The sequence below is a fragment of the Streptomyces sp. NPDC030991 genome (assembly GCF_055571235.1).
On sequence record NZ_JBVIFR010000001.1, the window covers coordinates 433950 to 454880 of the forward strand.

Here is a 20931-nt window from a genome sequence, read left to right on the forward strand (position 1 = left end):
GGCCGGGCGGCGGGGGGCAGGTCACACGCCGCTCTCGTCCAGGCGGCGGGTGATCTCGCGGGACGCCTTCTTCGCCTCGGTGGCCGGGTCCGCGCCGGACAGGACCCGGGACATGTACGCCTTGATGGGGTTGTCGGCGGCCTCCACGTTCGCCCAGAGCGGTGACGCGGGGGTCGCCTTGCCGTGGGCGGCGCCGACGGCCATCGCGGCGACGCCGGGCTCGCCGGCCACGGCGCCGGCCAGGGTCGTCTTGTTGGGGACGTAGTTCATGGTCCTGGCCAGCTCGGTGTTCCACTCCTTGCCGGCCAGGGCCTTCACCACGGCGACCGCGCCGGCCCGGTCGTCGGTGTCGGCCGGGACGACGAGGTCCGAGCCACCGGTGAAGACGGCGCCCGCGCGCGCGGCCGTCTTGCCGGGGATCGGGAAGTAGCCGAGTCTCCCCTTCAGTGACGGGTTCGTGCGGAGGATCTGCTGGGTCGCGCCGGGCACCGAGATGATCTGGGCGATGTCACCCTTCGCGAACCGGTCGGCCTGTGAGGGGTGTTCCTCGTCGGCGTCCTTCGGGCCGCCGCCCAGGGCCTGGAGCTGCTGGTAGAAGTCCATGGCGCGCAGCGCGGCGGGCGTGTCGAGGGCGCCGGTCCAGGTGCCGCCGGATGCGTGGGCCAGTTCGCCGCCCTCGTCCCAGATGAATCCGGACAGCGTGTACCAGTCCTGCCCGGCGAGGTAGATGCCCTGGGTGCCGCCGGTGTCGAGGCGGCGCGTCATGTCGAGCCATTCGCCGCGCGTCCTGGGCGCGTTCTCGATGCCGGCCCGGGTGAAGAGGTCCTTGTTGTAGATGACCACGCGGTTGGCGGCGTACCAGGGGATGCCGTACTGCCGGGACTTGTCGACGCCCGGCTCGGCGAGTCCGGGCAGCCAGTCCGCCATGCCCAGGTCGCGCGCGGACTCCAGGGAGAGGTCGAGCAGGCCGCCTTCGTCGACGTACTGCGGGACCTGGGTGTTGCCCACCTCGATCACGTCGGGGGCGTGGTCGCCGCGGGTGTCCTTCAGGGCGGCGGTGACCTTCTCCCCGATCCCGGTCCATTCCTGGATGCGTATGTCCAGGCGTACGTCGGTGTGTTCGGCCTCGAAATCCTTGGTGAAGCGCTCGATGAACGAGTCGGACGCGCTGTTGCGCATCAGCCACACGGTGACCGTGCGCCGCTCCGGTTCACCGCCGGGCAGCGCTCCGCACGCGCTGGTCAGCGTGCCGGTCACGACGAGGAGGGAACCGAGGGACAGCACGGCACGGCGGGATCTCACGAGGGTCACTTTCTGCCTGCGGACAGGGAGGAGGAGCCCGACGTGGGGGAAGAGCGAGTGGCTCGTACGGGTATGGGGCTGGATTTTGGTATGTACCAATGCGCAGGTCAAGAGTTACCCGGGAGTAATCAACGGTGACCGGGGCGGGCCGGGCGCGCGGACCCCGTCCGCCCCCTCGCGGTCGGCGCCCCCGTGGGGCACGGTGGAACCATGTCGAATCACACCTATCGCGTCACCGAGATCGTCGGCACCTCCCACGAGGGCGTCGACCATGCGATCCGCAACGGGATCGCGCGCGCCTCACAGACCCTGCGCAACCTCGACTGGTTCGAGGTCACGCAGGTCCGCGGCCAGATCGTCGACGGGGACGTCGAGCACTACCAGGTGGGCCTCAAGGTGGGGTTCCGCCTGGACGCCGACGACTGAGGGCCTCTCCTTGCACCCCGGCGACGCCCTCGCCGCCGCACCGTCTCAGGTCCGCCCCTCGCGCTCCTGGGCGTCCTTGAGCGCCGCGGACGTGCTCGCCCAGCGGGCGCGTACGACGGTGAACCCGGCGCGCTCCGCTTCGTCGCACACCAGCTCGTCGTCGTCGACGAGCATCCGGACGGTGCGGTCGCGGGCCAGCCGGCGCAGCACCTCCAGTTTGGTGCGCCGGGCGGGCCTGCGGTCGTCGTCGCGCCGCATCCGCAGCGCTCCGGCGGGCAGCCCCTGGGCGGTGAGCCACGCCTCGGTGTCGGCGCGGCAGCGTTCGGGCCGCCCGGTCAGGTACACCACCTCGCACTCGCGCGCGCTCTCCAGCGCCAGGGCCACCCCCTCCGGGAGCGGCGGATCCGCGGGCGCGGCGGCGAAGAACGCGTCCCACTCCCGCGGCCTGCGCTCCAGGAACCGCTGCCGGTGGGCCGTGTCGGCGAGCGTGCCGTCCAGATCGAATACGGCCAGCGGCCGTGCGTCCCGGGTCATGACGGAACCCTATGGGCCGCGTCCGGGAATCCCCGCGGAGCCACCGTGTTGAGACCAACGTGACCACCGTGATCGAGACGACCCGATTCTCCGTCCTGGACCGCTCCCGCACCCGGGAGGGCGCCACCGCCCCCGGCGCGCTGCGCGACACCGTGACGCTCGCCCAGGATCTGGAGCGCCTCGGCTACCACCGCTTCTGGGTCTCCGAGCACCACGGCGTGCCGGGTGTCGCGGGCTCCGCCCCGACCGTCCTGGCGGCGGCCGTCGCGGCGGCGACCCGGACGATCCGGGTCGGCACCGGGGGCGTCATGCTCCCCAACCACCGGCCGCTCGTCGTGGCCGAGCAGTTCGGGGTGCTCGAGTCGCTGTTCCCGGGGCGGATCGACATGGGGGTCGGCCGGTCCGTCGGGTTCACGGACGGCGTCCGCAAGGCGCTCGGCCGCGACAAGGACGCCGCCGAGACGGCGGACTTCGCCGGGCAGCTGGACGAGCTGCTCGCCTTCTTCACGGGCACGTCGCCGACGCACGTCCACGCCCGGCCGAGCGAGGGGCTGACCGTGCCGGCGTTCGTGCTGGCGATGGGCGAGGGCGCCTCGATCGCCGCCCGCGCGGGCCTGCCCATGGTGATCGGCGACTTCCGGAGCCGGGAGAAGATGCTGCGCGGCATCGACCGCTACCGCGCCGAGTTCCGGCCGTCGGCCTGGGCCGAGGAACCGTACGTCGTCGTCTCCGGGACGGTCGCCGTGGCCGGCAGCGAGCCCGAGGCCCGGCGGCTGCTCGTGCCGGAGGCCTGGTCGATGGCGTACTCGCGCACGCACGGCACCTTCCCGCCGCTGCCGCCCGCGGAGCGGATCGCGGGCCTGGAGATGACCGCGAAGGAGCGCGAGCTGTACGAGTCCGGGCTCCGCGGCCACGTCGTGGGCACGGAACAGCAGGTCGCCGACGAGCTGGAGACCCTCATCAAGGAGAGCGGCGCCCAGGAAGTACTGATCACGACGAGTACGTACGACCGGGAGGACCTGCTGGAGTCCTACCGGCGGCTGGCCCGGATCGCGCGCCTGAGCCCGCGCCAGAACAAGGCGGACGGCTGACGGCCCGGTGGCCTGATCCAGGCGGCCCACGGGCGGATACCCTGTGGTCATGCCGCCCGCCACCCGACGCACAGCCCGCCAGACCGATCTCCTGGAGCGGCTGGTGACGCTCCTCGTCGCGGAGGGGTTCGCCTCCTTCACCCTCGACGACCTGGCGGAGCGGCTGCGCTGCTCGAAGACGACGCTGTACCAACTGGCCCGGAGCAAGCAGGGCCTGGTGCGCGAAGCGGTGAAGCACTACTTCAAGAACGCGACGGCCGCGGTCGAGAAGCAGGTGGCCGACACCTCCGCCCCGGCGGAGCGGGTGGTCGTCTACCTCACGGCCGTCGCCGAGCAACTGCGGCCGCTGTCACGGCGGTTCCTCGACGACATGGCCGACTTCGACGCCACCCGCGAGGTCTACGAGGCCAACACCCGCCATGCGGCGGACCGGATCCGGCAGCTGATCACGGAGGGCGTCCACGCGGGCGCCTTCCGTGAGGTGCACGCGGCCTTCGTGGGCGAGGTCGCCGCCGCGACCATGCAGGCCATCCAGCGGGGCGAGGTCACCACGCGCACCGGGCTGAGCGACTCGGAGGCCTACGCCGAACTCGCCTCGCTCATCGTGCACGCCGTCGCCTCCTGAGGCGGGGCCCCCGCGGTGGGCGGGCCGGCCGGGGCCGTCAGCGTGCCCGAACCGGCCTTGCCGAGGGCACGGCTGATGACCAGGCGCTGGATCTGGTTGGTGCCTTCGAAGATCTGCATGACCTTGGCCTCGCGCAGGTAGCGCTCCACGGGGTGGTGGCTGGAGTAGCCCTCGTCGCCCAGCATGTCCACCGCTGCGCCGGTGACCTTCATGGCGTGGTCGGTGGCGACCAGTTTGGCGATGGACGCCTCCTGCCCGAAGGTCAGCCCCTGGTCCTTGCGGCGGGCGGCGGCGAGCATCGTGGCCCGGGACACCGCGACCGACGCGGCCATGTCGGCCAGCGCGAAGGCGGGTCCCTGCTGGGCGATGAGGGGCTCCCCGAAAGACGTGTGGTCGCGGGCGTGGCGGACGGCCTCGTCGAGGGCCGCCTGGGCGAGGCCGGTGGCGACCGCGGCGATGCCCATGCGGCCGCAGTCGAGGGCGGCGAGGGCGATCGGCAGCCCCTGCCCCTCGCTGCCCACGCGCCGCTCCGCGGGGATGCGCACCCCCTCGAACCGCATGGTCGCGGTGGCCGAGCCGGTGAGGCCCATCTTGCGCTCGGGCGGGTCGGCGACCAGGCCGGGGGTGTCACCGGGGACCAGGAAGCAGGAGATACCGCGGGTGCGGTGGTCGGAGGTGCGGGCCATCACCGTGTAGAAGTCGGCGTGGCCGCCGTGCGTCGTCCACGCCTTCACGCCGTCGATCACGTAGTGGTCGCCGTCCAGGACGGCCCGGGTGCGCATGCCCGCCGGATCGGAACCCGCCTCGGGCTCCGACAGGCAGTAGGCGCCCAGGAGTTGGCCGCCGAGCATGCCGGGCAGCCACTGGCGCCGCTGGTGCTCCGTGCCGAAGACGGCGAGCGGGAAGCAGGACATGGCGTGCACCGAGACGCCGACGCCCACGGTCGCCCAGGCCGACGCCAGCTCTTCGAGCGCCTGGAGGTAGACCTCGTAGCTCTGGCCGCCGCCCCCGTACTCCCGCCCGTACGGCAGACCCAGCAGGCCGGCCCGGCCCAGGGTCCGGAAGGCGTCGCGGGGGAAGGCGCCGGCGGCCTCCGCCTCGGCGGCGCGCGGCATGAGCACGTCCTCGGCGAGTCCCCGGACGCGGCCGATGAGCTCGACGGCACCGGGACCGGGCAGCACACGATCAGCGGGCATGGCCCCTCCCTCATCTCGATGATACGGAGAATAGCACCGCAGTATCGATCACGGTACTGGGAATCAACGGGCGAGGAGTACGCGGGCCGCCGCGCGCGGGGCCGGGCGCGGCGGCCTAGAATCGTGTGATTTGCCCCCTGGCCTCGCCTGTGGCCGGACCGCGACCGCCACACCACCTGGAGCCGCCCCCATGTCCCACCCGCCCCGCCCGTCCTCCGTGGACCCCCGCCACGACGGCTTCGTACGGGTGCGCGGTGCCCGTGAGCACAACCTCAAGGGCGTCGACGTGGACGTCCCGCGGGACGTCCTCGCGGTGTTCACGGGGGTCTCCGGGTCCGGCAAGTCCTCGCTCGCCTTCGGCACGATCTACGCCGAGGCGCAGCGCCGCTACTTCGAGTCGGTCGCGCCGTACGCCCGACGCCTGATCCACCAGGTCGGCGCGCCGAAGGTGGGCGCGATCAGCGGGCTGCCGCCCGCGGTGTCGTTGCAGCAGAGCCGCTCGGCGCCGACGTCCCGCTCCTCGGTCGGCACGGTCACCACACTGTCGAACTCGCTGCGGATGCTGTTCTCGCGGGCCGGCAGCTACCCGCCGGGGGCCGAGCGCCTCGACTCGGACGCCTTCTCGCCGAACACCGCGGCCGGGGCGTGCCCCGCCTGTCACGGCTTGGGCCGCGTGCACCGGACCACCGAGGCGCTGCTCGTCCCCGATCCGTCCCTGTCGATCCGCGAGGGCGCGATCGCGGCGTGGCCGGGCGCCTGGCAGGGCAAGAACCTGCGGGACGTCCTCGACGCGCTCGGCCACGACGTGGACCGTCCCTGGCGGGAACTGGCCGCGGCCGACCGTGAGTGGATCCTGTTCACGGACGAGCAGCCGGTGGTCACCGTGCACCCCGTACGGGACGCCGGGCGCATCCAACGCCCGTACCAGGGCACGTACATGAGCGCGAACCGGTACGTGCTGAAGACGTTCGCCGACTCCAAGAGCCAGACGCTGCGCGCGAAGGCGGAGAAGTTCCTGCGGAGCGAGCCCTGCCCGGCCTGCGGGGGCGCCCGGCTGCGGGCCGAGGCGCTGGCCGTGACGTTCGCGGGACGGACCATCGCCGAGCTGGCACGCCTCCCGCTGACGGAGCTGGCCGGGGTGCTCGCGTCCGCCGAGGACGCCTCCGGGACGGCGCGGGTCCTCACCGACGACCTGCGGGCCCGCATCGCGACGATCACCGAGCTCGGCCTCGGCTACCTGAGCCCGGACCGCCCGACGCCGACGCTCTCCTCGGGGGAGCTGCAACGCCTGCGGCTCGCCACGCAGTTGAGGTCCGGCCTCTTCGGCGTCGTGTACGTGCTCGACGAGCCGTCGGCGGGGCTGCACCCGGCCGACACCGAATCGCTGCTGACCGTCCTCGACCGGCTCAAGTCGGCGGGCAACTCGGTGTTCGTCGTCGAGCACCAGCTGGACGTGGTGCGCCGCGCGGACTGGCTGGTCGACGTCGGACCGCTCGCCGGTGAGCACGGCGGGCAGGTGCTGCACAGTGGCCCGGTGGAGGGCCTGCGGGAGGCGGCGGATTCGGCGACGGCGCGGTACCTGTTCGACGACGCGCCGCCCGCCGAGCGCCAGGTCCGTTCACCCAAGGGCTGGTTGAAGGTCGGCCCGGTGACCCGGCACAACCTGCGGGAGGTGTCCGCGGAGCTCCCGCTCGGCGTGTTCTCCGCCGTCACCGGGGTCTCCGGATCCGGGAAGTCGACGCTGGTCGGTGAGGTCACGGAGGAGCTGGAGGGCGTCGGAAGGCTGGTGGTCGTCGACCAGAAGCCGATCGGGCGGACGCCGCGCTCCAACCTGGCCACCTACACCGGGCTGTTCGACGTCGTGCGGAAGGTCTTCGCGGGCACGGACGAGGCGAAGGCCCGGGGCTACGGCGTCGGCCGCTTCTCCTTCAACGTGGCGGGAGGGCGCTGCGAGACCTGCCAGGGCGAGGGCTTCGTCAGCGTCGAACTCCTCTTCCTGCCGAGCACGTACGCGCCCTGCCCGGACTGCGCGGGCGCCCGCTACAACCCGCCGACGCTCCAAGTGACCTACCGGGGGCGGAACATCGCCGAGGTGCTCGACCTGACCGTGGAGTCCGCGGCCGAGTTCTTCGCCGACGACGCCGCCGCCGGGGCCGTGCTGCGCAGCCTGCGCACCCTGCTGGACGTGGGGCTCGGCTACCTCCGCCTCGGCCAGCCCGCCACCGAGCTCTCCGGCGGCGAGGCCCAGCGCATCAAGCTGGCGTCCGAGTTGCAGCGGGTGCGCCGCGGCCACACCCTGTACCTCCTCGACGAGCCGACCACCGGGCTGCATCCGGCGGATGTGGAGGTACTGCTGCGGCAGTTGCACGGCCTGGTCGACGCGGGCCACTCGGTGGTGGTCGTCGAGCACGACATGGCGGTGGTCGCCGGGGCCGACTGGGTCCTCGACATGGGCCCCGGCGGCGGGAACGAGGGCGGGCGCGTCGTCGCGGCGGGCCCGCCCCGGGAGGTCGCGACCGCCCCCGGCAGCCGCACGGCCCCCTACCTAGCGCGGGCCCTCGGCCGGTGACCGGAGCCTGCCCTTGGCCAGCTTGCCGGTCGGCGTGCGGGGCAGCGCGGCCACGAACTCGACCTCCCGCGGCACCTTGTAGTGGGCCATCCGGTCCCGTACGTACGCGATCAGTTCGCGCCCCAACTCCGGTCCGGGCAGGCTTCCTTCGGCGGCCTGCACCACCGCGCGGACCGACTCCCCCATCTCCTCGTCCGGCACTCCGACGACCGCGACATCGGCGACGTCGGGGTGCAGCACCAGACAGTCCTCCACCTCCTGCGGGTAGATGTTGACGCCCCCAGAGATGATCATGAATGCCTTGCGGTCGGTGAGGAAGAGATAGCCGTCCTCGTCGACATGGCCGATGTCGCCCGTGGTGGTCCAGTGGGGGTGCTCGGGGTGCTGCGCCTCGCGCGTGCGGCCCTCGTCGCGGTGGTACCGGAAGGGCAGCTCGTCCCGCTCGAAGTAGACCGTGCCCGTCTCCCCCGGCGGCAGCACCTTGCCCGCCTCGTCGCAGATCCGCAGCTCGCCGAGGAGCCCGGCGCGCCCCACGGAACCCGGTTTGCGCAGCCATTCGTCCGGCCCGATGAAGGTGATCCCGTTCCCCTCGGTCGCCGCGTAGTACTCGTGCAGAACGGGGCCCCACCAGTCCATCATCCGCCGCTTCACCTCCACGGGACAGGGCGCGGCCGCGTGGACGGCGACCTTCATCGAGGACGTGTCGTAGCGCTCGCGCACCGCGTCGGGCAGCTTCAGCATGCGCACGAACATCGTCGGGACCCACTGGCTGTGCGTGACCCGGTGACGTTCGATCGCCGCCAACGCCCCTTCCGCGTCGAAGGAGTTCATCAGGACGACCGTCCCGCCCGTCCCGGTGACCGTGCCGCAGAAGCGGAGCGGCGCGGCGTGGTACAGCGGCGCCGGGCACAGGTACACGGACTCCTCGTCGAAGCCGTACATGGGCTGGAAGAGCAGCTGGAGAATGGACGGCTCCGTGCGGACGTCACCGTCGGGCAGCTCCGGCTGGACGCCCTTGGGGCGCCCGGTGGTCCCGGAGGAGTAGAGCATGTCGGCGCCGCGCGGCTGCACATCGGGCGGCTCGGCGGACGCGGCCCGCAGCGCCCGGTCGTACGTACCGTCGTCGAAGCCAAGACGATGGGTCACCCCGGGCACCGACTGCGCCACGCGGTCCGCGAGTCCGGCCAGGTCCCCCGAGGCGATCAAGGCACGCGCTCCGCAGTCCCGGACGATGTACGCGGCCTCCTCCGCCGTCAGATGATGGTTGACGAGGGTGAGGTAGAGGCCGGAGCGCATGGCGGCCCAGTAGACCTCCATGACCCGCGGATCGTTCCCGGACAGCAGCGCGAGATGGTCGCCTCTGCGCAGCCCCGCCGCCCGCAGGTGATCGGCGAGCCGCAGCGAGTCCTCCTCCAACCGCCCGTACGTGAGAGTGGTGTTGCCGTCGGCCGTGACGACGGCCGGCCTGGCTGGGTCGTACGCTCCCGGATACATGGGGCGACGGTAACCCGGCGGCATGACGGGGCGTCAGGGGTGTGCGGCGCACACGATGACGGGACCGGGAATCGAGCACCACTCCCGGTCCCGCCCACCCCGCGCCGTTCGCGGGACGTCATCGTGGTCAGGCGTTGCGGCCGACCTTGCGGTTGGCGCGCAGCCACTCCTTGTTCATGCTGGTGATGGAGAACAGCGGGATGCCCTTGGGGCAGGCCGTCGCGCACTCGCCGGCGAGCGTGCAGCCGCCGAAGCCCTCCTCGTCCATCTGCGCCACCATGTCCAGGACGCGGGTCTCGCGCTCGGGCGCGCCTTGCGGCAGCACGTTCAGGTGGTTGATCTTGGCGGAGGTGAAGAGCATGGCCGCGCCGTTGGGGCAGGCGGCCACGCACGCGCCGCAGCCGATGCACTCGGCGTGCTCGAAGGCGAAGTCCGCGTCCGGCTTGGGGACGGGGGTGGAGTGTGCCTCGGGGGCCGCGCCGGTCGGCGCCGTGATGTAGCCGCCGGACTGGATGATCCGGTCGAAGGCGGAACGGTCGACGACGAGGTCCTTGATGACGGGGAACGCGGAGGCGCGCCACGGCTCGATGTCGATCGTGTCGCCGTCCTCGAAGGAGCGCATGTGGAGCTGGCAGGTGGTGGTGCGCTCCGGGCCGTGCGCGTCGCCGTTGATGACGAGCGAGCACGCGCCGCAGATGCCCTCGCGGCAGTCGTGGTCGAAGGCGACGGGCTCGTCGCCCTTGACGATGAGTTCCTCGTTGAGGGTGTCGAGCATCTCCAGGAACGACATGTCCCGGGAGATCCCGTCCACCTCGTACGTGGACATGGCGCCTTCGGCGTCGGCGTTCTTCTGGCGCCAGACGCGCAGGGTGAGCTTCATGCGTAGCTCCGCTGAGTGGGGTGGACGTACTCGAAGACGAGGTCTTCCTTGTGCAGGGCGGGCGCTTCGCCGGTTCCGGTGAACTCCCAGGCGGCGGCGTAGGAGAACTCCTCGTCGACGCGGGCGGCCTCACCGTCCGGGGTCTGGGACTCCTCGCGGAAGTGGCCGCCGCAGGACTCGGCGCGGTGCAGCGCGTCGAGGCACATCAGCTCGGCGAGCTCGATGTAGTCGACGACGCGGTTCGCCTTCTCCAGCGACTGGTTGAACTCCTCGCCGGTGCCGGGCACCTTGATGCGCCGCCAGAACTCCTCGCGGATCTGCGGGATGCGGTCGAGGGCCTTGCGCAACCCCTGTTCGGTGCGGGCCATGCCGCAGAACTCCCACATCAGCTCGCCGAGTTCGCGGTGGAACGAGTCGGGGGTGCGGTCCCCGTCGACGGCGAGCAGCTTCGCGAGCCGCTCCTCGGTCTCGCGCACGGCGGCGACGGTCGCGGGGTGTGCGGCGTCCACCTCGTCGGTGTGCGGATGCTTCGCCAGGTAGTCGTTGATGGTGGCCGGGAGGACGAAGTAACCGTCCGCGAGGCCCTGCATCAGGGCGGAGGCGCCGAGCCGGTTGGCGCCGTGGTCGGAGAAGTTGGCCTCGCCGATCGCGAAGAGGCCGGGGACGGTGGTCTGGAGGTCGTAGTCGACCCACAGGCCGCCCATCGTGTAGTGCACGGCCGGGTAGATCCGCATGGGCACCTGGTACGGATCCTCGTCGGTGATCCGCTGGTACATGTCGAAGAGGTTGCCGTACTTGGCCTCGACGGCCTTGCGTCCCATGCGCCGGACGGCGTCGGCGAAGTCCAGGTAGACGCCCTGGCCGCCGGGTCCGACGCCCCTGCCCTCGTCGCAGACGTTCTTGGCCGCGCGCGAGGCGATGTCACGGGGCACGAGGTTGCCGAACGAAGGGTAGATGCGCTCCAGGTAGTAGTCGCGCTCGTCCTCGGGGATCTCGTTGGCCGGGCGGGTGTCGCCCTTGGCCTTCGGCACCCAGATGCGCCCGTCGTTGCGCAGCGACTCGCTCATCAGGGTCAGCTTCGACTGGTGGTCACCGGTGCGCGGGATGCAGGTGGGGTGGATCTGGGTGAAGCAGGGGTTGGCGAACCAGGCGCCGCGCCGGTGGGCGCGCCAGACGGCGGTGGCGTTGGAGTTCATGGCGTTGGTCGACAGGTAGAAGACGTTGCCGTAGCCGCCGGACGCGAGCACGACGGCGTCCGCGAAGTACGTGTCGATCTTGCCGGTGACGAGGTCACGGGCGACGATGCCGCGCGCCTTGCCGTCGACGACGACGAGGTCGAGCATCTCGGTACGCGGGTGCAACTCGATTTTCCCCGCGGCCACTTGGCGGCTGAGTGCCTGGTAGGCGCCGAGCAGCAGTTGCTGTCCCGTCTGGCCGCGGGCGTAGAAGGTGCGCGACACCTGGACGCCGCCGAACGAGCGGGTGTCGAGGAGACCGCCGTACTCGCGGGCGAAGGGCACGCCCTGGGCGACACACTGGTCGATGATCTCCACCGAGATCTGCGCGAGCCGGTGCACGTTCGACTCGCGGGCGCGGAAGTCGCCGCCCTTGACGGTGTCGTAGAAGAGGCGGTGCACGGAGTCGCCGTCGTTGCGGTAGTTCTTCGCGGCGTTGATGCCGCCCTGGGCGGCGATCGAGTGGGCGCGGCGCGGCGAGTCCTGGTAGCAGAACTGGACGACGTGGTAGCCCTGCTCGGCGAGCGTGGCGCCCGCGCTGCCGCCGGCGAGGCCGGTGCCGACGACGATGACGGTGTGCTTGCGGCGGTTGGCGGGGTTGACGAGCTTCGCCTCGAAGCGGCGCTTGTCCCAGCGCTCGTGGACGGGCCCGGCCGGCGCCTTGGTGTCGGCGACCGGCTCCCCGGTCGTGTACTCCGCGTACGTGGTCATGGGGGTTCAGCTCACCAATCCGGTCATCACGCCCACGGGCACGGCGATGAAGCCGAGCGTGAGCAGTACGGCGAGAACGTTGCCGACGGTCTTCAGGACGCGGTCACGGGTCCTGCTGCCGACGCCGAGGGTCTGTGCGGCGCTCCAGAACCCGTGCTGGACGTGGAGGCCGAGAGCGAGCATCGCGACGATGTAGATGACGTTCCCGTACCAGGTCGAGAAGGTGTCGATGATGTTCTGGTACGGGTGCAGGTGCTCGTAGCCGCCCGGGTGCACGGTGCCCGTCGTCAGGTCGAGGATGTGCCAGACGATGAACAGGGCGAGGATGACGCCGCCCCAGCGCATGGTGCGCGTGGCGTAGCTCGCGCCCGGCTTCTTGTGCACGTACTTGCTGGGGCGCGCCTTGAGGTCGCGGCGGCTGAGCTGGTACGCGGAGGTCGCGTGCGCCACGACGGCGGCCACGAGCACGATGCGCACGAGCCACAGGGCCCACTCGTGGTGCAGGACCGGCTCGCCCATGGTGCGCAGCCAGTGGGCGTAGTGGTCGATCTCCTCGGGACCGAAGAAGATCTTGAGGTTCCCGATCATGTGCGCGACCAGGTAGAGCAGCATCACGATGCCGCTGACAGCCATCACCGTCTTCTTGCCGACGGAGCTGTCCCAGATCGTGCGTGTCATGGACGGTCGTCGGTCCGTCCGCGTTGCCAGAGCCATGTATCGAGACGGTAGGGCCGAAGGACCCGATCGGTCCAAGACATGAAACAGCTCATTTCCATAGGCATTGCCTATGGAGGGAACTATTCTGCCCGTATGCAGTTCCAACAGCTCCAGTACTTCGTCGCGGTCGCGGAGACCCGGCACTTCACCCGCGCCGCCGAGCTGGTGCACGTGGCCCAGCCGTCGCTGTCCCAGCAGATCAGGGCGTTGGAGCGGGAGCTGGGGGCGGACCTCTTCCAGCGGGCCCGCGGGAACATCACGCTCACCGACGCGGGCGAGGCGCTGCTCCCGCCGGCCCGGCGGATCCTCGCCGACGCGGACGCCGCCCGGCACGAGGTGCAGGAGCTGGCCCAGCTCCGGCGCGGCCGGGTGCGGCTCGGGGCGACACCCTCGCTCTGCACGGGTCTGCTGCCGGACGTGCTGCGCGCCTTCCACGACCGCTACCCCGGCATCCAGCTGCTCATCGAGGAGGGCGGCTCGCACGACCTCGTACGTGAACTCGCGCGCGGCGCCCTGGACCTGGCGCTCGTCGTGCTGCCCCTGCCGGCCCCGGCGCCCGCCCTGACCACGCGGGAGCTGCTGCGGGAGGAGCTGGTCGTGGTGTCCTCACCGAGCGCGCCCCGGCCCGGCGGCGGGCGGCGGTCGGTGCGGATCGCCGATCTGGAGGGCGAGCGGCTCGTGATGTTCCGGCACGGCTACGACCTGCGGGAGCTGACCGTCGCGGCGTGCCGGGCGGAGGGGTTCGACCCGGACTTCGCGGTGGAGGGCGGCGAGATGGACGCGGTCCTCGGCTTCGTCCGGGCGGGGCTCGGGGTGGCGGTGGTCCCCCGCATGGTCGCTCTGCGGGCCGGGCTCGGTCTGCACGTCACCCCGCTCGCCCGGCCGGGGCTGCACCGGACGATCGCGCTGGCCCACCGGAGCGATGTGGCTCCGCCCCGGGCCGCGCGGGAGTTGCAGCGGATGCTCGTGGAGCGGGACGGGTGAGGGCTCGGGGCCCTCGGTCCGGCACCGGGTGCGCGTCTCGATGTGGCTGGTCGCGCAGTTCCCCGCGCCCCTGAGGCATGCGGCTTCGCCGCAGCCCCAGGAGGGCGCGTTCCACGCGCCTTCCTGAGATGGCGCACGAAGTGCGCATCTCGGGGGCGCGGGGAACTGCGCGACCAGCCCCCACCGGCCCGCACCCGGCGAAGAAGGCGCGGCGGTCAGCCGGTCGCGTCCGCCAGGGCCAGCTCATGCAGCCGGTCCGGCGGGCCGGGGCGGGCGTAGTACCAGCCCTGCGCCGTGTCACAGCCCAGCTGCCGCAACTGCTCGGCCTGTGCCCCCGTCTCCACGCCCTCGACCGTGACGGCCAGATCCAGGCTGTGGGCCAGCGACACGATGCCCTCGACGATCTTCAGGTCGACCGGATCGGCGGGGAACTGCTGCATGCCCTGGGTGAAGGAGCGGTCCAGCTTCAGTACGTTCACCGGCAGGCGCCGCAGGTTCGCGAGGTTCGAGTAGCCCGTGCCGAAGTCGTCGAGCGCTATGTCGACGCCCATCTCCGAGAGGCGCCGGAGCGGTTTCAGCAGATCGTCGTCGGCGCCGATCAGCGCCGACTCCGTCACCTCCAGGCAGAGCGAGCCCGGCGCGAGACCCGAGCGCTCCAGGATGTCGACCGTGTCGGAGACGAGTCCGGGGTGGCTGAGCTGCATCGGCGACAGGTTCACGTTGATGCGCAGCGGGCCCGCCTCCTCGTGGCGGTCCTGCCAGACGCGGGCCTGGCGGACCGATTCCTCCAGGACCCAGCGGCCGAGCGGAATGATGAGGCCGGTGTGCTCGGCGAGCGGGATGAAGCGGTCCGGCCCGAGGATCCCGTGCTGCGGATGTCGCCAGCGCACCAGCGCCTCGGCGCCGCGCACGCTGCCGTCGCCGAGGTGGACGAGCGGCTGGTACTCGATGAAGAACTCGCCCCGGTCCAGGGCCGCGGGGAGCGCCGTCGTCAGCCCGTGCCGGGTGATGGCGCGGGCGTCGGCCTCCGGGTCGGCCAGCTCGTAGCGGTTGCCGCCGGCGGACTTGGCCCGGTACATGGTGATGTCGGCGCTGCGCAGCACCTCGGCGGGGCCGCGGTCGCCGACCGGGCCCTCGACGATGCCGATGGAGCCGCGCACGGTGAGCTCGCGCCCGTCGATCCGGATGGGGGTGGCCAGCGCGTGCATGATGCGGCCCGCGAGTTCGTCGACCTCGGCCTCGGTGTCCTTGCCGGTGGTCAGCGCCACGAACTCGTCGCCGCCGAGGCGGGCGACCATCTCGCCGGGCGCGGTCGCGCAGGCCTGGAGGCGGTCGGCGACCTCGACGAGGAGGCGGTCGCCCACGGCGTGCCCGAGGCTGTCGTTGATCGTCTTGAAACCGTCGAGGTCGAGGTAGCAGAGGCCGAACCGCATGCCCTCGCCCGCGCCGAGCACCTTCTCCAGGCGCTCGAAGAACAGGGTGCGGTTGGGCAGGCCGGTGAGCGCGTCGTGGGTGGCCTCGTACCGCAGCCGGAGGTTGAGCAGGCGGCGCTCGGTGGTGTCCTCCAGCAGGGCCAGCTGGTACTGCGGTGCCCCTTCGGCGTCGCGCAGCAGCGAGACCGTCAGATTGGTCCACAGGGCGGTGCCGTCGGGCCGCTGGAACGCCTTCTCCACCCGGTAGTGCTCGCGATCGCCGCGCACCAGCTCGTGGTAGAGGTGCCACACCTGCGGGGCGTCGTCGGGGTGGGTCCACTCCGCGACGTTGCGCCCGCGCAGCATCCCCTCGGCGCCGCCGAACATCCGCACCAGCGCGTCGTTGACCTCCAGGACCGTGCCGTCGAGGGAGGCGATGCTGATGCCGATGGCGGCACCGTGGAACACGGCGCGGAACCGGGCCTCGCTCGCGTGCAGCGCCTCGGCGACCGCGCTGCGGGCGTTGAGCGCGGCCCGCGAGATGGCCTCCTGCTCGGCGAGCGTACGTTCGCGCAGCGCGGCGGCGAAGCCGGCGGCGACGGTGTGCTGGATACGGGCGCAGCGGGCGCGCAGATCGTCCTCGCGCTCCGCGGTGTGCGCCTCCTCGCCGCAGTACAGGACGAGGTAGGCGTCGACGACGGCGAGGGTGCGGCTGAGGGCCTCGGGGTCGGTGCAGTGGACCTCGATCAGGGCGGCGCCCACGGCCCGGCCCTGTGCGGGGTCCAGGGCCCGCGCGGCCAGCGCTTCGCGCAACCGGCGGGCGAGCGGCACGAGTTCCGCCTCGAACTCGGGCCGGGTCAGGGACGTCGCCGTCACCGGGAAGATCGCCCGGCTCCAGATCGTGGCGAATCTGCGGAGTCTGTCCTCCGGGCCACCCGGCTCTTCGCTCACGGCTTGCGCCCCACTCCCACATAGCCCGCGAAAGTGAACGGGTCCTCGTCCTCGGGCGCGGTCTGCGGCCGCCACACCGGCATGGGCACGATGCCCGGCTCGGCGACCTCGTACCCCTGGAAGAAACGTTCGATCTGCTCGCGGTCCCGCATGATCAGCGGATTGCGGACATCGTCCCGGTAGACGTCGACCGCGGCGCCGGCCTGTTCCGCCGGTATGGGCATGCCCTCGTAGGTCGCGTGCGTCACGATCAGCATGCTGCCCGGCGCGAGCGCCTCGCTGAGCTCGGCCACCGCGCCGTAGGGGTCGTCGGCGTCCTCGACGAAGTGCAGTACGGCGACGAGGAGCAGCGCCACCGGCCGCTCCAGGTCGATGAGTTCACCGACCTCGGGGCTGCCCAGGATCTCCCGCGGCTTGCGCAGGTCGCCCGCCACGACCGCGGTGTCGGGGTTGCCGTCGAGGACGGCCCGGCTGTGTGCGACGGCGACCGGGTCGTGGTCGACGTAGACCACGCGGGCGCCGGGGCTCGCCTGCTGCGCCACCTCGTGGACGTTGCCGAACGTCGGTATGCCCGAGCCGATGTCGAGGAACTGGGTCAGCCCCTCGTCGACGGCGTGGCGCACGGCCCGCCGCATGAACGCCCGGTTCGCCTGCATGATCTTGGGCAGGCCCGGCATGAACTCCATGGCTTTGCGGGCGGCCTCCCGGTCGACCTCGAAGTTGTGCGAACCGCCCAGGTAGTAGTCGTAGATCCGGGACACACTGGGCACCGAGATATCGATGCCCAGGGGGGCCCAGGCGGGACGCTCCATCAATCTCTCCAAGGCGTAGGCGAGCCGGTGTTCGAGCAGAGGCTACTGATCAGCCGCCAAAGGAGCGAGTCAAAACGGAAATTGACCATCCGTTCTCGGTCACTGCCTGCGGCACGTGCCATTTGGCAATGATCCGGAACCACCCCGAAAACGCCCTTTTCCCAACCGAAAAGAACCGGCCCGTTCCCGGCGCACGACCCTTACGCGGCCATACGGGGAACGGACCGGTTATTCGCCCGATCGTTCAACAACTCCACGGTGCGCCGCACCCGGGCGCACCGGCGTCACCACAGTGGTCACTTCGCCGCGCGGACCGGCTTTCCGTCCGGCGCGGCCGCGTACCAAGTGCCGCCGACACCCTGCCCGTTGGTGTCGCCGGGCGCCTTGTCGCCGGAGAACGTGTAGACGGGCCAGCAGTTCAGCGTCTGCTGCTTCGTGCCGTCGGGCCTGTCGAAGGTCATGTAGCCCTTCAGCGGAATGTTCGCCGTGTCGTTCTTGGCCACCGGCGCGACCGCGGGCCACTTCTGCGCGCAGGCTCCGACGCAGTTGGACTTGATCGGCCAGGCCGAATCCTTCAGGAAGCGATAGACCGTCATGCCGTTCTTGTCGACGACGATCTCGCCGAGCCTCGGATCCTTGCGCGTGGAGAGTCCAGCCAGGTCGGCGGGGGCGGCGGGGTCACCGGCCGGCGCCGGGCTCGCCTTCTTGCCGTCGGGGGCCGCCGCGTACCAGGTGCCGCCCACACCCTGGCCCTTGGCGTCGCCGGGGCTGGCGTCCATGGCGTAGCGGTACATCGGCCAGCCGTCGATCGTCAGCTGCTTCGTGCCGTCGGCCGCGGCCACCTCGCCGATCAGGGACGCGTCGACGCCGGGCGCGGACTTGGCGCCGCCCGCCGGGACGGCCGGCCACGCCTTCAGGCAGGCCGCGTCACAGTTCGTCCTGGGCGGCTGCGCCGTGTCCTTGTCGAAGCGGTAGAGGGTGAACCCGGCGCTGTCCGTCACGACCTTGCCGAGCTTCTTGCTGTCCCACACCGCGAGCTGCCCCGCGGCCTTGGCCTTCGGAGCGGCCTCCGCCTTGTCCTGCCCGGACGAGCCGTATCCGTCGGATCCGTAGCCGCCCTGCGCCGGGGCGGCGTTGCCCACGTTCTGGCCGTTCGCGGACGTGTCGCCGTTTTCCTGACCGCACGCCGTCGTCAGCGCAAGCAGGGCCGCAGCTGTCGCTACGAGTGAGGCGCTCCGCCAGGAGGTCTTCATCGTCAACTCCCGCATAGTGCTTGGGTGTCGTGCGGACCCGGCCGGGTCCGCACATGGCCCTAGGTACGGGTGGGGACAGCGGGTCCGTTCAACGCCGCCCAAGATTTATTGACCCGGACGAGGGACACGGCCGGGTGTAAACCCCGAATGCTCCCGATCCCCACCTTCGGGGCAATCGGACCCGTGCACGGCGTGCCGCGGCCGCGCATTGCCCATGCTCTCCGTCGTGCACCGAACCAAGCGGGCCAGGTCCGCCCTGGTCACCCGAGTCCTCGCGGCGGTGGCCGCCGCCTGGCTGTGCGGCACGCCCGTGGCGGCCGCGGTGGTCTCCCTCGCCCCGGCGGACAGCTGCGCGTACGCCTCGGTCGACGGGGGCGCGAGCGGTGGCGCCGTCGCGGTCTCCGGTACCGGCGTCAGCTGCAGCGCGGGGCCCAGCACGCCGCCGCCGAAGAAGCCGACCCCCAAGCCGCCCCCGCCCAAGCCCGCCCCACCGCCTCCACCACCTCCACCTCCACCTCCGCCGCCACCGCCCTCTCCACCACCTCCACCGCCCCCGCCGCCCCCGCCGCCGCCGGTGAGTCACGCCCCGGCTCCGCAGCTGCACGCCCCGCCGCCGAAACCGGCACCCGAGCCGAAGCCCAGGCCCAAGCCCAGCCCGAAGCCGAAGCCCGAGCCGAAGCCGAAGCCGAAGCCGAGTCCCACGCCCGAACCGAAGCCCGTGCATTACCCCGTCCACCGCCCCGCGACGCACAACGCCCCTCCGCGCGGCGGACCGTCCCTGGTCACGCTCACCCTGCTCATCACCGCACCCGCGGTGCTCGCGGTCGCCGCCCTGCGCCCCCGCTGAATCTGTGTGGAGATCCCGATGTCGGAATGGCTTGTTCTCGCCCTCGCGATGGTCGCCGTCTGTGCGGTCGTGCTCATCGTCCAGGTCCTCCAGCAACGGAGAATCGGCGACGACGACGATCCGTCCGAGACCCCCGACGTCATCGAGTACATGACGATGATGATCGGGGTGGTCTACGCGATCGTCCTCGGCCTGGCCATCGCGGGCGCCTGGGAGGCGCGCAGCGCGGCCCAGGACCACGTACGCAACGAGGCGCAGGCGCTGCACGAGGTCCACGAGCGCGTCCGCGTCTACCCCGCCGGCGTCCGGGACACGATCCGGGCGGATGTCGACACCTATGTCAGCCATGTCGTGACCACGGAGTGGCACGCGATGCGGACCAAGGGTGAGCTGACGGACAAGGGCACACAACTGTTCGACAAGATCCGCCGCGACGTGACCGATTTCGAGCCGGAGAACGACTTCCAGGCCCAGGCCTACCAGCCGCTCCTGGACCAGGTGACGGCGGCCGACGACGCGCGCAACGCCCGCGCGGACTCGACCGGGGCCACGATGCCGGGCGTCGTCTGGTTCGGCCTGATCGTCGGTGCCCTGGTGACCATCGGCATGATCTTCGCGCTCCAGATCCGGCGCACGCCTCGCGAGCTGATCCTGGCCGGCCTCTTCTCCTCCCTGATCGCCTTCCTCCTCTTCCTGATCTGGGACTTCGACGCCCCCTACAGCCGCGGCGTAGCGGCGACGGCCGAACCGTTCCTGATGCTGTTCCCGGGAGCCCACTGAGGAGCGCGGCGGCCGCGTGCCCCGTTCGCCCGACAGGAATCGCGCCCATACGGGTCATTCCCTAGCGTTTCTGGCATCGAGGTGCTTGTCCCCAGCGAGCGGAACCGGTCCGCGGCTGCCCCTCGTGGACCCGGAGGAACCCTCATGCACGCGATACGCGCCGCTTCCGCCGCCGCGCTCTGCGCCACCGCGCTCGCCCTCGCCGCACCGTCCGCGGCGGCGGGGGAAGAAGAATCGTTCCAGGTCAGCGCCTCACCCACCACGGTTGCCGCAGGCGGTCAGGTGATGCTGACGCAGAGCGGCTGCACGCGTAGGACCACGGTGTCCGCCGGGATCTTCGACACCGTCCCGCTCGGCGGGAAGCACAGTTCGAAGTCCGTCACCGTGGACTGGGACGCCAAGCAGGGCGCCGTGTACACCGTGAAGTTCTCCTGCTCCGGCGGACCGACCCGGACCCTCGACCTCACGATCGCCGGCGGCAGGCCGGACGACCCGAGCTCCCCGCCGGTCCAGCACGGCGTCGAGGCCGGTATCGGCGGCAGCTCCGGCGGGCTCGACCTGCGCGAGATCGGCCTCGGCGCGGCCCTGATCACGGGCGCGCTCGGCGCCGCGTACTACTTCACCCGGCGCCGCGCGGGTGACGACCACGCCTGACGCCGGGCTCTCTCCTCGCCTACGCCTTGCCCTCCGCGCGGCGGCGCATCCAGAACACGCCGCCGCCGATGAGCGAGGAGGCGACGAGCACCCCGCCGATCGCCATGTCGGCGCGGGTGGCGCCGGTCCCGTTCGCGCCGTGGTGAGCGGACCCGTCGACCGTCACGGCGCGCTCTCCGCCGCGCGGCAGGTCGCCCGCCACCGCTGTGCGGGGGGCGGGTTCCGTCCGGGCGGACGCAGCGGACGCGGCGGGGGCGGCCAGGCCGAGGGCGGCGATCGCGACGGCGGACACCGCAAAGGCACGGGGGGTACGCATGAAAATCCTCCGCGGAAAGCGTCCCCGGGGAACGGCCCCGGGAATGTCGGCGAGAACACTTCCCAGACGAACCCTCAGATGCCGTGCGCAGAGCCGCATTTCGGGAATCGGTCGTCCTGGCGGGCCACTCGGGCGCGTGAAT

General features: G+C 71.7%; 19 protein-coding genes. 8 read left to right on the plus strand and 11 right to left on the minus strand.

From position 1 onward, the window contains the following. Window positions 1-21 precede the first annotated feature (21 nt). A complete protein-coding gene (locus ACZ45E_RS02125; RefSeq protein WP_468215360.1) occupies window positions 22-1311 on the minus strand; it encodes an extracellular solute-binding protein in 1290 nt (429 codons plus the stop codon). Between the two features lie 201 nt (window positions 1312-1512). Between ACZ45E_RS02125 and ACZ45E_RS02130 the strand changes: the two genes are divergently transcribed. Beyond that, window positions 1513-1728, plus strand: a complete 216-nt coding sequence (locus tag ACZ45E_RS02130) for a dodecin (RefSeq protein ID WP_356490644.1) — start codon at window positions 1513-1515, stop codon at window positions 1726-1728. A gap of 45 nt (window positions 1729-1773) precedes the next feature. Here ACZ45E_RS02130 and ACZ45E_RS02135 read toward each other — a convergent pair whose 3' ends face one another. After that, window positions 1774-2262 carry a phosphatase domain-containing protein gene (locus tag ACZ45E_RS02135; protein WP_468215363.1) on the minus strand — a complete coding sequence of 163 codons (489 nt, stop codon included), beginning with the start codon at window positions 2260-2262 and terminating at the stop codon, window positions 1774-1776. A gap of 11 nt (window positions 2263-2273) precedes the next feature. Between ACZ45E_RS02135 and ACZ45E_RS02140 the strand changes: the two genes are divergently transcribed. Together ACZ45E_RS02140 and ACZ45E_RS02145 are read left to right on the plus strand one after the other, a co-directional pair. Further along, the gene (locus tag ACZ45E_RS02140) at window positions 2274-3353 is read left to right on the plus strand and encodes an LLM class flavin-dependent oxidoreductase (protein ID WP_468215365.1); all 1080 of its coding nucleotides are present in this window, start codon (window positions 2274-2276) and stop codon (window positions 3351-3353) included. Between the two features lie 49 nt (window positions 3354-3402). After that, on the plus strand, window positions 3403-3978 hold the full coding sequence (locus tag ACZ45E_RS02145) for a TetR/AcrR family transcriptional regulator (RefSeq protein WP_468215368.1): 576 nt from the start codon (window positions 3403-3405) through the stop codon (window positions 3976-3978). On the opposite strand, the gene ACZ45E_RS02150 is transcribed toward ACZ45E_RS02145, so the two are convergent. Beyond that, window positions 3933-5174, minus strand: a complete 1242-nt coding sequence (locus ACZ45E_RS02150; RefSeq protein ID WP_468215370.1) for an acyl-CoA dehydrogenase family protein — start codon at window positions 5172-5174, stop codon at window positions 3933-3935. The two genes, ACZ45E_RS02145 and ACZ45E_RS02150, sit on opposite strands and share 46 nt — an antisense overlap. 190 nt (window positions 5175-5364) lie before the next feature. Here ACZ45E_RS02150 and ACZ45E_RS02155 point away from each other — a divergent pair, with 190 nt between their 5' ends. Then, on the plus strand, window positions 5365-7743 hold the full coding sequence (locus tag ACZ45E_RS02155) for an ATP-binding cassette domain-containing protein (RefSeq protein WP_468215371.1): 2379 nt from the start codon (window positions 5365-5367) through the stop codon (window positions 7741-7743). Here the strand turns inward: ACZ45E_RS02155 and ACZ45E_RS02160 are convergent. The 4 genes from ACZ45E_RS02160 to ACZ45E_RS02175 form a co-directional block, all read right to left on the minus strand. After that, window positions 7720-9237, minus strand: a complete 1518-nt coding sequence (locus tag ACZ45E_RS02160; protein WP_468215372.1) for an acyl-CoA synthetase — start codon at window positions 9235-9237, stop codon at window positions 7720-7722. The genes ACZ45E_RS02155 and ACZ45E_RS02160 overlap by 24 nt on opposite strands. 127 nt (window positions 9238-9364) lie before the next feature. After that, entirely contained in the window at window positions 9365-10117 is a 753-nt protein-coding gene (locus ACZ45E_RS02165; RefSeq protein ID WP_468215373.1) for a succinate dehydrogenase/fumarate reductase iron-sulfur subunit, read from the minus strand. Beyond that, window positions 10114-12063, minus strand: a complete 1950-nt coding sequence (locus ACZ45E_RS02170) for a fumarate reductase/succinate dehydrogenase flavoprotein subunit (protein ID WP_468215375.1) — start codon at window positions 12061-12063, stop codon at window positions 10114-10116. Before ACZ45E_RS02170 ends, ACZ45E_RS02165 begins: the two co-directional genes overlap by 4 nt. 6 nt (window positions 12064-12069) lie before the next feature. Then, window positions 12070-12777 carry a succinate dehydrogenase gene (locus ACZ45E_RS02175; RefSeq protein ID WP_468215378.1) on the minus strand — a complete coding sequence of 236 codons (708 nt, stop codon included), beginning with the start codon at window positions 12775-12777 and terminating at the stop codon, window positions 12070-12072. Between the two features lie 96 nt (window positions 12778-12873). On the opposite strand from ACZ45E_RS02175, the gene ACZ45E_RS02180 reads away from it, so the two are divergent. Continuing rightward, window positions 12874-13764 carry a LysR family transcriptional regulator gene (locus tag ACZ45E_RS02180; RefSeq protein WP_468215380.1) on the plus strand — a complete coding sequence of 297 codons (891 nt, stop codon included), beginning with the start codon at window positions 12874-12876 and terminating at the stop codon, window positions 13762-13764. Window positions 13765-13979: 215 nt separating this feature from the next. Here the strand turns inward: ACZ45E_RS02180 and ACZ45E_RS02185 are convergent, their stop codons facing one another. From ACZ45E_RS02185 to ACZ45E_RS02195, 3 genes are all read right to left on the minus strand, one after another. After that, window positions 13980-16127, minus strand: coding sequence for a putative bifunctional diguanylate cyclase/phosphodiesterase (locus ACZ45E_RS02185; protein WP_468215382.1), 2148 nt, complete (start codon window positions 16125-16127; stop codon window positions 13980-13982). Then, window positions 16124-16939: an SAM-dependent methyltransferase gene (locus ACZ45E_RS02190; protein ID WP_468215385.1), complete on the minus strand. Its 816-nt coding sequence runs from the start codon at window positions 16937-16939 to the stop codon at window positions 16124-16126. Before ACZ45E_RS02190 ends, ACZ45E_RS02185 begins: the two co-directional genes overlap by 4 nt. Before the next feature lie 296 nt (window positions 16940-17235). Then, a complete protein-coding gene (locus tag ACZ45E_RS02195) occupies window positions 17236-18192 on the minus strand; it encodes an SCO0930 family lipoprotein (RefSeq protein WP_468216015.1) in 957 nt (318 codons plus the stop codon). A 226-nt stretch (window positions 18193-18418) separates the two neighbouring features. On the opposite strand from ACZ45E_RS02195, the gene ACZ45E_RS02200 reads away from it, so the two are divergent. From ACZ45E_RS02200 to ACZ45E_RS02210, 3 genes are all read left to right on the plus strand, one after another. Further along, entirely contained in the window at window positions 18419-19039 is a 621-nt protein-coding gene (locus tag ACZ45E_RS02200; RefSeq protein WP_468215387.1) for a hypothetical protein, read from the plus strand. An 18-nt stretch (window positions 19040-19057) separates the two neighbouring features. After that, complete coding sequence (locus ACZ45E_RS02205; protein WP_468215388.1) at window positions 19058-19819, plus strand: bestrophin-like domain; 762 nt, start codon at window positions 19058-19060, stop codon at window positions 19817-19819. A gap of 144 nt (window positions 19820-19963) precedes the next feature. Continuing rightward, a complete protein-coding gene (locus tag ACZ45E_RS02210; RefSeq protein WP_468215391.1) occupies window positions 19964-20473 on the plus strand; it encodes a hypothetical protein in 510 nt (169 codons plus the stop codon). Between the two features lie 19 nt (window positions 20474-20492). Here the strand turns inward: ACZ45E_RS02210 and ACZ45E_RS02215 are convergent, their stop codons facing one another. After that, a complete protein-coding gene (locus ACZ45E_RS02215) occupies window positions 20493-20789 on the minus strand; it encodes a hypothetical protein (RefSeq protein WP_468215393.1) in 297 nt (98 codons plus the stop codon). Window positions 20790-20931: the final 142 nt, after the last annotated feature.